Here is a 12630-nt window from a genome sequence, read left to right on the forward strand (position 1 = left end):
GAGAACTTAACAGGCTACCGGCATTTCCCAGGCCCCTGTGGCTTCCGGGTTGAAAGCTTGCCAACCCCAAGGTCTCGCCGTAAGTAAATGGTGCTTACGGTTTGAATCACCGGGTGTGCCGCGTTCGGGCCTCCGGCACGCCAGCCAGCGATTTTACCCCGCAGGAGACATTGGGGAACCGCTTGGTCGGCGTCATGCGACTGGTTCCTGCGCTCAGGCGCTTGGGGCTGCCGGTCGAGGCCGAGACCCTTGTTCAGGACACCGGAATGACGCGACCGCGGCCCGGCGAAATTTCGCCTGGACGCAGGATGGTCGCGCCAGCCGTAGGTACAAGACCGGTGGCGCGGTGCGCTGCCGCCCTCCAACGGGTCGAGGTCATGCCCGAAGCGTTTTTCAAGGTTCGTCCGCAGCACAGCTCGCTTCCGAGTGCGTGCGCTTGCCGCCGGACCAGCACCGCGCCTTGGCGTGGCTCCGTGACCCGCCCTTCCACCGACAGATCAGGCCCGTCCCTGTTCGCGCTGCCGCATGACGGCGGCTGCGAGCCGACGCGCCGTAAAGAGACAGTTCAATGGCCAACAAAATGCTTATCGACGCGACCCATCCGGAAGAGACCCGGGTGGTCGTGCTGCGCGGCAATCGCGTCGAGGAGTTCGATTTCGAAACCGCGCATCGCCGCCAGCTTCGCGGCAACATCTATCTAGCCAAAGTCACCCGCGTCGAACCGTCGCTGCAGGCGGCATTCGTCGAGTATGGCGGCAACCGCCACGGCTTTCTGGCGTTCTCGGAAATCCATCCGGATTATTACCAGATCCCGGTGGCCGACCGGCAGGCGCTGCTCGAGGACGAAGCGCGCGCCGCACGCGAGAGCGACGAGGATGAAGGCGGCAACGGCCATCGCGGCGGCCGCCGCCGTCGGAGCCGCCATCGCAGCCACAACCGCAACGATGCGACGATCCACAGCGAGCCGGTGAACGGCGAAACCCACGCTGCTGAAGATCATGCGGTCCACGAGACCGGAGAGGTTTCGGGCGACGAGCACACCGAGGTCGAGCATCACCACGCCGACGACCATGCCGAGGACGCTCCGTACGAGACGGGAGCGGACACCTTTCATGCGGCAAGCTCCGAGGAGCCTGCCGGAGAAGCCGCCAATCCGCCGGTGCCGGCCGAGATCGGAACGCCGGTCGAGCATCCGCAGCCGGAATTCGCAGCCGAGGCGCAGATCGATCCGCCCGCGGAAGCTCCGGGCCACGACGCGGCCGCGCATCACGACGAGATCGAACACCATCCACACGCCGAAGGCGGCGAATCATTCGGGGCTCACGCATCGGAAGCGAACGAGCACGACGGCAACGGCCATGACGAGAACGGCCATGACGCGCATGCGGGCAACGGCCATGGCCCTGAAGAGCATGGCAACGAAGAGCACGGTTCCGACGAGCACGGCTCCGAAGAAGAGGAAGAGGTCGTCGAATCGGTCGGTGGCCAGGACGCCATCGAAGAGGTGATGGAGCGTGCCCCGCGCTATCGGCGGCAATACAAGATCCAAGAGGTCATCAAGCGCCGGCAAGTGATGCTGGTGCAGGTGGTCAAGGAAGAGCGCGGCACCAAGGGCGCGGCGCTGACCACGTATCTGTCGCTCGCCGGCCGCTATTGCGTGCTGATGCCCAACACCGCGCGCGGCGGCGGCATCAGCCGCAAGATCACCAGCGCCGAGGACCGCCGGAAGCTCCGCGAGATCGCCGAAGAGCTCGAGGTTCCGGAGGGCATGGGCGTGATCCTGCGCACCGCGGGCGCGGCGCGCACCAAGGCCGAGGTGAAGCGCGACTTCGAATATCTGCTGCGGCTCTGGGAGCAGGTCCGCGATCTGACACTGAAGTCGACCGCACCGAACCTGGTCTACGAGGAAGGCTCGCTCGCCAAGCGCTCGATCCGCGACCTCTACTCCAAGGACATCGACGAGATCGTTGTGGCCGGCGAACAGGGCTACCGCGACGCCAAGGAATTCATGCGCATGCTCATGCCGAGCCATGCGAAGAACGTGAAGCTCTACCAGGACTCGCAGCCGGTCTATACGCGCTACGGCATCGAGAGCCAGCTCGATGCGATGTTCTCGCCGACCGTGCAGCTGCGCTCCGGCGGTTACATCGTCATCAACCAGACCGAGGCCCTCGTCGCGATCGACGTCAACTCCGGACGCTCGACCCGCGAACACCACATCGAGGACACCGCGCTCAAGACCAACTGCGAGGCGGCGGAAGAAGTCGCACGCCAGCTCCGCCTGCGCGACCTTGCCGGTCTCATCGTGATCGACTTCATCGACATGGACGAGAAGCGCAACAACCGCACCGTCGAGCGGCGGTTGAAGGACGCGCTGCGCAACGACCGTGCCCGCATTCAGGTCGGCCGCATCTCGCATTTCGGCCTGATGGAAATGTCGCGCCAGCGCATCCGCACCTCGGTGCTGGAAAGCTCGACCGAGAAGTGCCCGCATTGCGGCGGCACCGGCCATGTGCGCTCGGTCTCGTCGGTCGCGCTGCAGCTCCTGCGCTCGATCGAGGAGACGCTGCTCAAAGGCCCGACACACAATCTCATCGTGCGCACCCGTCCCGAGATCGCGCTCTATGTGCTCAACCACAAGCGCGCGCATCTGCGTGCTCTCGAAGAGCGCTTCCGCATCGCCATCACCGTCAACTCCGACGAAGAGGTCGCCGGCCAGGTCGGCTTTGCTGTCGACCGCGGCGAGCAGGTGATGTCGATCGATCAGGCCAAGGCCGTGCTCGCCGAACAGGCGCAGTCCTCAGGCCCGATCCTGCTCGAGGAAGAGGAGCCGGACTTCGTCGAAGAGCACGATGAAGAGGCCGAAGCCGATCAGGAGACCGAAGGCGAGGAGCGCGAGCACTTCGAGGTGTCCGAGCACGAGCCACAGGACGGCGAAGACGCCCAGCCCATGCATGGCGACGGCGGACGCGAAGGCTCCGAGGGACCGCGCGAAGGCAGCGGCCGCTCACGCCGCCGCCGGCGGCGGCGCGGCCGAGGTGGCCGTGGCAGTGAAGGCCGCGAAGGCGGTGACGGGTATCAACAGCCGCATCACGGCCAAGGCCACGACGAAGGCCACGACCAGTTCGGTGGACAGCAGCCGGGCGAATTCGGCGCCGAGCAGAACGGCGGCTATCAGCCGTCGAGCTTTGCTGCGTCCGACGACGGCGAGCCGATGCTGGAAGGCTCCACGGTTCAGGAGCACTTCGGCGAAGGCCATGCCGAGGGCGATGCTCCGCATGCCAATGGCGACGGCGAACACAAGAAGCGCCGGCGAGGCCGCCGCGGCGGACGCCGCAACCGGCGCGGCCGCGACGGGCAGGAAGGCCAGGACGGCTACCAGGGCAGCTCTCACGAGATGTCTCAGGGCGGCCATGAAGGGCAGCAAGGCGGCTACGAGGGCCAGCAGAGTCACGGTGAATACGCTCCGCCCGCCCAAGGCGGGCAGCCGGACATGCAGTACGAGAGCCACTCGCGTCCGGACATGGATGAGCGTCCGCAATGGTCGCCGCCGCCCGAGACGTCTGCTCCGCACGTCGAGGCGCATGCGGCTGCGGCGCCTGCTCCGCAGCCTGCGCCCGAGCCTGCAGCTCCAGCGCGCCGACGCTCGACGGTGCGCGAGGCCGCGCCTGTGTCCGGTGTCAGCGCGCCAACCATGACGACGGCGCCCGAACCTCAGCCCGCGCCACCACCGGCGCCCGCTGTCGCATCGGAGTCCGCTCCGGCCGAAGAGGCGAGCAAGCCGCGCCGCACCGGCTGGTGGGCCAAGCGTCTCCTGGGCGGAGACAAAGGCTGAGCTGATGCAAAGCCGCTACGTCGATCGCGACGCGGAGGCTGCGGTCGACCGCTACGCGCAGCGTGGGATCACGCGTGAATTGGCGTTGCGCGTCTACACCACGCGGCTTCTCGGCGGCGATCCGGCGCTGGTGCTGCACGGCGGCGGCAACACCTCGCTGAAGACGCGGATGCGCGACCTCGCAGGCGACGAGGTCGACGTGCTCTGCGTCAAGGGCACCGGCTCCGACATGGCGGCGATCGAGCCTTCGGGCATGGTCGCTGTCAGGCTCGACCCGCTGAGAAAACTTCGCGCGCGAGACGAGCTCTCCGATGACGATATGGCGCGCGTGCAGCGCGCCTACTTGATCGAACCCGCAGCGCCGAGCCCGTCGGTGGAACTGCTGCTGCACGCCTTCATGCCGCACGCCTTCGTCGATCACACCCACGCCAACGCCGTGGTCAGCCTGATCGATCAGCCGGACAGCGCCAAGCTGTGTGAAGAGGTCTATGACGGCCGCGTGGGCCTCGTGCCTTACGTGCGGCCGGGCTTCGGCCTCGCCAAGGCCGCCGCGATGACCTTCGACAAGAATCCGAAGGTCGAGGGCCTCATTCTCAACAAGCACGGCATCTTCTCGTTCGGCGCGAGCGCAAGAGAATCCTACGAGCGCATGATCGAGCTGGTGAGCCGCGCCGAGGAGCGGATTGCGAAGAACCGCAAGGCGGTTTTTGTCACCGCACAGCTGCCGCAACAACCGGCGTCCACCATCGACGTCGCGCCGATCGTTCGCGGCGCCTGCAGCCTGAAGAACGACGGCGGCCAAGGCGCGCATCGCCGGGTGATCGCGGATTTCCGCACGAGCGACGCGATCATGAACTTCGTCAACGGCGTGGAGCTTTCGCGTTACGGCGCCTCTGTCGTGGTCACACCCGACTTTGCAATCCGCACCAAGAACTGGCCGCTGATGCTGCCGGCGCCCGAAACCGGCAAGCTCGATGCGTTCAAGCGCAGTGCGCAGGATGCAGCGTCTGCGTTCGTCGAGAGATACAGGCAGTACTTCGCAAGCCACGACGCGCGCGTGGGCGGCGGCAAGCGGATGCTCGATCCCCTGCCCCGCGTCGCATTCGTGCCCGGGCTCGGGCTCTACGGGCTCGGCCGCACCGCGAAGGACGCGCGCATCGCTGCCGAACTTGCCGAAGCCGCCGTCAAGGTGATCACCGATGCCGAAGCCATCGGGCGCTTTACGCCGATCACCGAAGCCGACATGTTCGACACTGAGTATTGGCCGATCGAGCAGGCCAAGCTCGGCAAGACGCCAGAGAAACCTCTCGCCGGCCAGATCGCTGTCGTTACCGGTGCTGGCGGCGCGATTGGGGCTGCGACCGCCAAGGCGTTCGCTGCGGCCGGCGCCGAAGTCGCGCTTCTCGATATTGATCCCGCCGCGGCCGGCGAAAAGGCCAAGGCCGTCGGTGGCGCGGCACTCGCGGTGAAATGCGACGTCACGGACTCGGCCTCGGTGCGCGAGGCCTTTGCGGAGGTCGTGAAAACCTTCGGCGGCGTCGATATCGTCGTCTCCAACGCCGGCGCGGCCTGGCAGGGCCGCATCGGCGAGGTCGACGAAGCGGTGCTGCGCAAAAGCTTCGAGCTGAACTTCTTCGGCCATCAGCGCATCGCGCAGGCCGCAGTGAAGATCATGCTGGCGCAGGGCACCGGCGGGTGTCTTCTGTTCAACGTCTCCAAGCAAGCCGTGAACCCCGGCCCGAACTTCGGGCCCTACGGCCTGCCCAAGGCCGCAACGCTGCTTCTCGTCCGCCAATATGCGCTCGACTACGGCGCGGACGGCATCCGCGCCAACGCGGTGAATGCCGACCGCATCCGCTCGGGCCTGCTCACCGACGACTTCATCAAGGAGCGCTCCAACGCGCGCGGCGTCTCGGAGAAGGACTACATGAGCGGTAATCTGCTCGGCCGCGAGGTCACCGCCGAGGACGTGGCGCAGGCCTTCCTGCACCAGGCGCTGGAGTTGAAAACCACCGGCGATGTGACGACCGTAGACGGCGGCAACATCGCGGCGGCACTCCGGTAGCACAAAGCTGTCGTTCGCGATTCTGTGATTGTCGGCAGGCGGCGCGGCTCCTAGATTCCCCCAACAGCCAATGGAGGCCGCCATGTCCGCGTTCGCCGAAGCCGATACGATCGGGCCGCAGACCATCGAGCCCATCGTCAACTATCTCACCAATGACGGCACCGAGGTGTTCACTTACACCGGCGGTCCCGGCTCGCTCGATGTCCGCACCGGCGGCAAGCAGGATCCGCACCAGGTCGTGATGCACAACGGCCGCCCGCATGTGAATGAGTTCAATCTCGAGGTCGACGGCTTCCGCTTCGCGCGCCACGAAACCAAGATGCAGAACTTCCTCGACGAGGTGGAGGTGAAGCGCGTCTACTATCCGGAGATGGAGGCGCTGATCAAAGCCGAGAGCGGCGCCAAGCGCGTCGTGGTGTTCGACCACACGCTGCGCACCGCCGACGACGCCGTCCGCGAACAGCAGAAGATCCGCGAGGTCGTGCGCCGCGCCCACAACGACTACACCGAATGGTCCGGCCCGCAGCGGGTGCGCGATATCCTTCCCGATGAAGCCGACGAACTCCTGAAGCGCCGCTTCGCCATCATCCAGGTGTGGCGGCCGATCCGCTATCCAGTCGAGACGCATCCGCTCGCCATCGCCGACGCCCGCAGCGTGTCGTTCGACGACTTCATCATCTCGGAGCGCCGCTATCCGGACCGCATCGGCCAGACCTACGCGGTCGCCTACAATCCGAACCACAAGTGGTTCTGGTTCCCGCATCAGGCGCGCAACGAAGCGCTGGTGTTCAAGGTCTACGACTCGGCGAAGGACGGCCGCGCCCGCTGGACCGCCCACACCGCCTTCGACGACCCGACCTCGACACCGGCCTCCCGGCCGCGCGAAAGCATCGAAATCCGCACGCTGGCGTTTTTCTGAGTCTTTGCTATCAGTCGCGGGCTGTGACGAAAAACGTCACAGCCCGCGATTTGTTTGCACGAGGACGGAAAAATGCCCGAAGCCGACAAGGAAGGTGAGCGCTATCAGGCCGGAGTGCCGCAGGCGGCACCGGGTTTCTTCCTGAAAGGCTGCCACCAGCTCGACTGGGGCATGAAGAACCGCCTCGCCCGCACCTTCAATCCGGCGTCGGGCCGCACCGTGATGCTGGCCATCGATCACGGCTACTTCCAGGGCCCGACCTCGGGGCTCGAGCGCATCGACCTTTCCATTTTGCCGCTGCTGCCGCAATGCGACGCGCTGTTCTGCACGCGCGGCGTCCTGCGCTCCATGGTGCCGGCGGATTCGCACAAGCCGATGGTGCTGCGCGCGAGCGGCGGCCCGAGCATCCTGCGCGAAGAGCTCTCCGACGAACAGATCGCCATGGACATGGACGACGCGGTGCGGCTCAACGCGTCGGGCGTCGGCATCCAGGTGTTCATCGGCGGCGAGCACGAGACGCGTTCGATCCACAACATGACCAAGCTGGTCGATGCCGGCCTCCGCGCCGGCATGCCGGTGATGGGCGTCACCGCCGTCGGCAAGAACATGGTGCGCGACGCGAAATACTTCCGCCTCGCCTGCCGCATCATCGCCGAGCTCGGCGCCCAGTACGTGAAGACCTATTACGTCGAGGACGGCTTCGACACCGTCACCTCATCCTGCCCGGTGCCGATCGTAATGGCCGGCGGCAAGAAGCTCCCCGAGCTCGACGCGCTGACGATGGCCTACAACGCCGTGCAGCAGGGCGCGGCGGGCGTCGACATGGGCCGCAACATCTTCCAGTCGGACGCGCCGAAGGCCATGATCGCCGCGATCGGGGCCGTGGTGCACAAGAACATGAAGCCGAAGGAAGCCTTCGAGATGTTCAATTCGCTGAAGGCCAAGGGTTGAGACTTTAGGCTCGCGCAGTCCGGCGCAGACACCACGCCAGCAATCCGCAGGCGCAGAGAAACGGCACGGCGACCGCGACCTTGCCCGCAAGTGGATAACACACCGCGGCGATCGCGGTGCCGAGCACAAAGCCCGCCATTGGCGGGAAATTACAGCGGCACCGCTCGCGGGCGGCGCGGTCCTGGCGCGCGTCCGCCTCGTTGGCAGGCATCCGCCCAAAGGACAGCAGCACCAGCGTCACATCGACGGCGAGCTGCGTCGTGTTGGTCGTCATGACGTTGGTCGACGGCACGTCACGCATCATGAGCCGCACCATGGCGCTTTGCACGCCCATGGCGGCGACGCCGACGAGAGCCGCAGCCACCGCCCGCGGCTCATGCGCGTTGCCGAACGGCGCGCCGAGCATCAGCAGAAACATGGCGGCCAGCAGCGCGCATTCGAACGCCAGCACCCAGACCAGCGGCCGTCCGCCGGTCGCAAGGCTTGCGGCAAGCACCGTCGCGGCGCAGCCCGCGAGAAAGAACGCCGGGATCGCCAGCATGGTCAGCAGGTCGCCATGATGGATCAGAAGCCACGTGCTGGCGAACACGAAGCTGCCGGTGAGCTGGGCGACGAAGATCTGGAACAGTCCGAGGAAAGCGCAGATGTCGACGAAGCCGGCAATGAAGCCGAGCAGCATCGGCACCGCAGTCGGCACGGCGATCGGACGGACGGCGTGGATCATGACGGGCTCCCGCGCGCCGAAACTTCGGCGTGGAGCCCAATCCTATGAGAAGCGGAACGGTTTCGTCAGGCAGCTTTCGCTGCCTGACGCTCGGCCGGCCGGAGCTTGAAGCTCCGCAACTGGCCGCGGCGGACCACGTCGACCTCGACGCTGCGGCCGATCCGGTCGCCGTTCAGCATCCGGATCAGGTCGTCGACCCCGGTCACCGGCTCGCCGTCGAGCCGCACCACGATGTCGTAGGACATCAGGCCGGCAGCCTGGGCCGGTCCGTTCGGGTCGGTGCCGGTGATCATCGCGCCGAAATTGTTGTCGATGCCGGCCGCGCGGGCGTGCCGCCGCGGCACCGCCACGGTCTGGGCCGCGACGCCGATGAAGCCGCGCCGCACCCGGCCGTGCTGGAGGATCTGGCTCAGCACGTATTGCGCGGTGTTGCTGGCTACCGCAAAGCAGATGCCCTGCGCGCCCGCGATCACCGCGGTGTTGATGCCGATCACCTCGCCGCGCGAGGACACCAGCGGCCCGCCGGAATTGCCCGGATTGAGCGCCGCATCGGTCTGGATCACGTCCTCGATCAGCCGCCCGGTGCGGGCGCGCAGGCTCCGGCCGAGCGCCGAGACGACGCCGGCCGTCACCGTGGACTCGAAGCCCAACGGATTGCCGATCGCGACTGCCAACTGGCCGCGGCGGAGCTTCTTGGAGTCGCCGAGTTGCGCCGACGGCAGATGGCGCGCGGCGCCGGCCCGCACCAGCGCGAGGTCGGTGTCGGAGTCCTCGCCAATGAGCCGCGCCTCCATGCTGCGCCCTTCCGAATCGGTCAGGCGAAGCTCCTTGGCGCCCTCGACGACGTGGCTGTTGGTCAGCACCAGGCCGTCCGGCGAGATCACGACCCCGGAGCCCATGCCGCCATGGCCCTTCTGGACGACGCGCTCGACGCGCACCACCGCCGGGCCGACCAGGTCGGCGACCCTGGTGACGGCGTCCGAATAGGCGTCGAGCAGCTCGTCGTCGCGGACGATGCTGGTCTCTTGGCCGAGTTCTTGAGAGCCGGCCGCTGCCGCGGCAGGCTCGATATCTGCAATGTTTTGGGAGATGAGATCGTACATGGGAGTGCCTTTCGGTCTACCCATGTAGGAATGACTCGCAACAAACGGTAGATGGGCGGATCAAGCTGGCCCTGTCTCGGCCGCCTGACCGGCCAGCCGGTTCGCAAGCGCCACGAATATTCGCGACGCCAAGGCGGCAAAGACCGCCATGGTCACTGTGTTTGTCACGCCCGAGAGGACAATCTGAATAACCTTGCCGGCCACACCGGACGGAATTGCTCGCCCAAGCCAGAAAAGCTGGAGCCACCCCACCGCAAACACCGGGACCGACGTGATGATCACCACCGACAGCACCCGCAATGTATGGCCTTTGGTGTCCAGCAAAGCGTTGCTCCAACCGGCACCCGGAGCATCCACGGCGATCGCAGGAAACAGGATCAAAGTGCGAAGTGTCAGCAACGCCCATGCGACCAGAAAGAAGATCGGAAGCATCGCGCTCGACAGGAGGCCTAGGCCCGCGCCGAAGCCCGCAAGCGCGAGTAGCAGGACCGGGAACAACATGACCGGGACAAAGATCAGAGCTTGAATCGCAACCGCACAGAAGAAGAAACTGCTGGTGCGTGGATCGGTCACATTGAGCCGGTAGTGACTCGTCCGTTCCTGCAGGATGACGAAACGATGCACCGCAATCGCGGCCGGCGTCAGCAGCAACGCCTGCAGAAGATTGATAGCTAAGTGCAGGATCTGGGGACCAAAATCAGTCGGACCAGCCTGGGGAACGACAAACCTGTTCAGCCCCTGAAGCACAACGACGCCCGAGAGTGCGGTACCGAACACCCACGGCATCTGCTCGATGGCTGCCAGCGCATCACACCAGGCTGTGATCGGCCAGCGAATGAACCAGGGATTGTTGTTGTCCGCCACGGCGCAGCCCGCGCTGATTCTTGCGGCGCGGTCATGCCAAAAAGGATGAACACGCGGAAGTTGTCTATCGCGGCACGGTGAACGACCGGTTCACTCGCTCGACAGGATGACGTTCTTCACCAGCGGATAGATCTGGCCTTCCCAGCGCTTGCCGGAGAACACGCCATAGTGGCCGACGCCGGTCTGCATGTGGTGGCGCTTGCGATAAGGCCGCAGGCCCGAGCAGAGATCGTGCGCCGCCGAGGTCTGGCCGACCGCGCAGATGTCGTCCCTCTCGCCTTCGACCGTGAGCAGCGCGGTGCGCTTGATCGCGCGCGGCTCGACCTTCTGGCCGCGCCACTCCACCGTGCCGGTGGGCAATTGGTGCTCCTGGAAGATGCGCCGCACGGTCTCCAGATAGAACTCGGCGCTGAGATCGAGCACCGCAAAATACTCGTCGTAGAAATCCTTGGTGATCTTGGCCTTCTCCCACTCGCCAAGCCGCAGGTTTTCGTAGAGTTCGCGATGCGCCTTCACGTGGCGCTCGATGTTCATGCTCATGAAGGCGGCGAGTTGCACAAAGCCCGGATAGACCTGGCGGAACGCGCCACCATAGCGGAACGGCACCCGCGCGATCAGGTTCTGCTCGAACCACTCGATCGGCTTGGAATTGGCAAGTTCGTTGACCTTGGTCGGATTGACGCGTGTGTCGATCGGGCCTGCCATCAGCGTCATGCTGCGCGGCTGCGCCGGGTTGTTGTTCTGCGCCATGACGGCCGCCGCGATCAGCACGGCAACGCAGGGCTGGCACACCGCGACCACGTGCGCGCCCTCGCCGATCGCCTCCAGGAACGTCACGACGTGATCGACATATTCGTCGAAGCCGAAGCGGCCGTGCCGCTTGTCGACGTCGCGCATGTTGTGCCAGTCGGTGATGTAGACGTCGTGCTCCGGCAGCATGGTCTTGACGGTACCGCGGAGCAGCGTCGCGAAATGGCCCGACAGCGGCGCGACCACCAGCACGCGCGGCTGTTCGATCTCGATATCCTTCTTGAAATGCAGCAGCGTGCCGAACGGCGTGACGTGCGCCGCTTCTTCCCGCACCTCGACGTCACGATTGCCGACCGTGACCTGATTGATGCCGAACGGCGGACGGCTGTGACTGAGCCCCGCCCGCGCGATGATCTCATAGGCCGCCGTGAGATTTCGGACCACGCCATGGCCCGGCAAGCCGATCCCGAAATTGCCGATCGAACGGGCCGCGATGCCCGCCAATGCCCGGACCGGGCCCATGACGTCAGAATGGGCCTGATAGGCCGCGTACAGCATTCAACAACCCCTGCGGTGTCGCAGCCGCCCGGCTCGGCGGACCCGCTCCCTCGCAGTGCAAAAAAGACTAGTGCATTTTCTTTTGCGCTGCGAGATAATTTCTTGGGGCACGAGCCGGTCGAAGCCCTCAGGGGGATTGAATGGCGAAAGCCACGCTGGCGATTGCCAGCAAGAACTATGGCTCGTGGTCGTTGCGCGGCTGGCTGCTGTGCAAGATGGCCGGCATCGAATTCGACGAGGTTCCGGTCTCGAGCGACGACCCCTCGACCCGGGCCGAACTGCTGCTGCTGTCGCCGTCCTTCCTGGTACCGTGCCTCACCCATGACGGCGTCAAGATCTGGGACACGCTGGCGATCGCCGAGTATCTCAACGATCTCAATCCCGGCGCAGGCCTCTTGCCGACCGACCGCGCCGCGCGGGCGCGCTGCCGCTCGGTATCGGGCGAGATGCATTCCGGCTTCAGCAATCTGCGCTCGGCGCTGCCGATGAACCTGAAAGTGCACTACAACGGCTACAAGATTTTCGCCGGCGCCCGGCCGGACATCGAGCGCATCACCGCGATCTGGCGCGAGTGCCTGAGCGAGTCCGGTGGCCCGTTCCTGTTCGGCCAGAAGCCTTGCATGGCGGATGCGATGTTCGCGCCGGTCTGCACGCGCTTTGCGACATACGACGTCAAACTCGACAATGTCAGCGCGGCCTACAACAAGACCGTGCTGGCGATGCCGCTCATGCAGGAATGGATCGACGCCGCCCGCGCCGAACCGGAGGAATTGGAAGAGCTCGACGTCGAGTTCTAGGCCGTGTGCTCATAACTGGACACGTCCGCTTTACCCCCAATCGCGACCGAACAGCGGGCGTCGC

The 12630-nt window shown here is 65.7% G+C and carries 9 protein-coding genes; 5 read left to right on the forward strand and 4 right to left on the reverse strand.

The genetic code is table 11. The features are described 5' to 3' along the window. Positions 1–568: 568 nt before the first annotated feature. The 4 genes from RHPLAN_RS23580 to lsrF all read left to right on the forward strand — a co-directional run bounded on the left by RHPLAN_RS23580 (position 569) and on the right by lsrF (position 7770). Positions 569–3835 (forward strand): Rne/Rng family ribonuclease, encoded by a 3267-nt coding sequence (locus RHPLAN_RS23580; RefSeq protein ID WP_068022796.1) that lies wholly within the window; start codon positions 569–571, stop codon positions 3833–3835. 4 nt (positions 3836–3839) lie between these two features. After that, positions 3840–5900 carry a bifunctional aldolase/short-chain dehydrogenase gene (locus RHPLAN_RS23585; protein ID WP_068022798.1) on the forward strand — a complete coding sequence of 687 codons (2061 nt, stop codon included), beginning with the start codon at positions 3840–3842 and terminating at the stop codon, positions 5898–5900. Positions 5901–5982: 82 nt separating this feature from the next. Beyond that, a complete protein-coding gene (locus RHPLAN_RS23590) occupies positions 5983–6819 on the forward strand; it encodes a CmcJ/NvfI family oxidoreductase (RefSeq protein ID WP_157100437.1) in 837 nt (278 codons plus the stop codon). Positions 6820–6891: 72 nt separating this feature from the next. Next, positions 6892–7770, forward strand: a complete 879-nt coding sequence (gene lsrF, locus RHPLAN_RS23595; RefSeq protein WP_068022804.1) for a 3-hydroxy-5-phosphonooxypentane-2,4-dione thiolase — start codon at positions 6892–6894, stop codon at positions 7768–7770. A gap of 4 nt (positions 7771–7774) precedes the next feature. Here lsrF and RHPLAN_RS23600 read toward each other — a convergent pair whose 3' ends face one another. The 4 genes from RHPLAN_RS23600 to RHPLAN_RS23615 form a co-directional block, all read right to left on the reverse strand. Continuing rightward, entirely contained in the window at positions 7775–8494 is a 720-nt protein-coding gene (locus tag RHPLAN_RS23600) for a YoaK family protein (RefSeq protein ID WP_068022806.1), read from the reverse strand. A 65-nt stretch (positions 8495–8559) separates the two neighbouring features. Beyond that, positions 8560–9597, reverse strand: a complete 1038-nt coding sequence (locus RHPLAN_RS23605) for a S1C family serine protease (RefSeq protein WP_068022808.1) — start codon at positions 9595–9597, stop codon at positions 8560–8562. A gap of 60 nt (positions 9598–9657) precedes the next feature. Then, positions 9658–10461 (reverse strand): hypothetical protein, encoded by an 804-nt coding sequence (locus RHPLAN_RS23610; protein ID WP_068022811.1) that lies wholly within the window; start codon positions 10459–10461, stop codon positions 9658–9660. Between the two features lie 90 nt (positions 10462–10551). Beyond that, the gene (locus RHPLAN_RS23615) at positions 10552–11769 is read right to left on the reverse strand and encodes a polyhydroxyalkanoate depolymerase (RefSeq protein ID WP_068022814.1); all 1218 of its coding nucleotides are present in this window, start codon (positions 11767–11769) and stop codon (positions 10552–10554) included. A 140-nt stretch (positions 11770–11909) separates the two neighbouring features. Between RHPLAN_RS23615 and RHPLAN_RS23620 the strand changes: the two genes are divergently transcribed. Beyond that, positions 11910–12566: a glutathione S-transferase family protein gene (locus tag RHPLAN_RS23620; protein WP_068022817.1), complete on the forward strand. Its 657-nt coding sequence runs from the start codon at positions 11910–11912 to the stop codon at positions 12564–12566. Positions 12567–12630 lie beyond the last annotated feature (64 nt).

The sequence above is a fragment of the Rhodoplanes sp. Z2-YC6860 genome (genome assembly GCF_001579845.1).
In the GTDB taxonomy this organism is placed as follows: domain Bacteria; phylum Pseudomonadota; class Alphaproteobacteria; order Rhizobiales; family Xanthobacteraceae; genus Z2-YC6860.

Excerpts from the sequence above, each read along its gene's own strand:
- RHPLAN_RS23585 (WP_068022798.1), top strand. The coding sequence starts at position 3,840 with ATGCAAAGCCGCTACGTCGATCGCGACGCGGAGGCTGCGGTCGACCGC.
- RHPLAN_RS23615 (WP_068022814.1), bottom strand. The coding sequence starts at position 11,769 with ATGCTGTACGCGGCCTATCAGGCCCATTCTGACGTCATGGGCCCGGTC.
- lsrF (WP_068022804.1), top strand. The coding sequence starts at position 6,892 with ATGCCCGAAGCCGACAAGGAAGGTGAGCGCTATCAGGCCGGAGTGCCG.
- RHPLAN_RS23580 (WP_068022796.1), top strand. The coding sequence starts at position 569 with ATGGCCAACAAAATGCTTATCGACGCGACCCATCCGGAAGAGACCCGG.
- RHPLAN_RS23600 (WP_068022806.1), bottom strand. The coding sequence starts at position 8,494 with ATGATCCACGCCGTCCGTCCGATCGCCGTGCCGACTGCGGTGCCGATG.
- RHPLAN_RS23620 (WP_068022817.1), top strand. The coding sequence starts at position 11,910 with ATGGCGAAAGCCACGCTGGCGATTGCCAGCAAGAACTATGGCTCGTGG.
- RHPLAN_RS23590 (WP_157100437.1), top strand. The coding sequence starts at position 5,983 with ATGTCCGCGTTCGCCGAAGCCGATACGATCGGGCCGCAGACCATCGAG.
- RHPLAN_RS23605 (WP_068022808.1), bottom strand. The coding sequence starts at position 9,597 with ATGTACGATCTCATCTCCCAAAACATTGCAGATATCGAGCCTGCCGCG.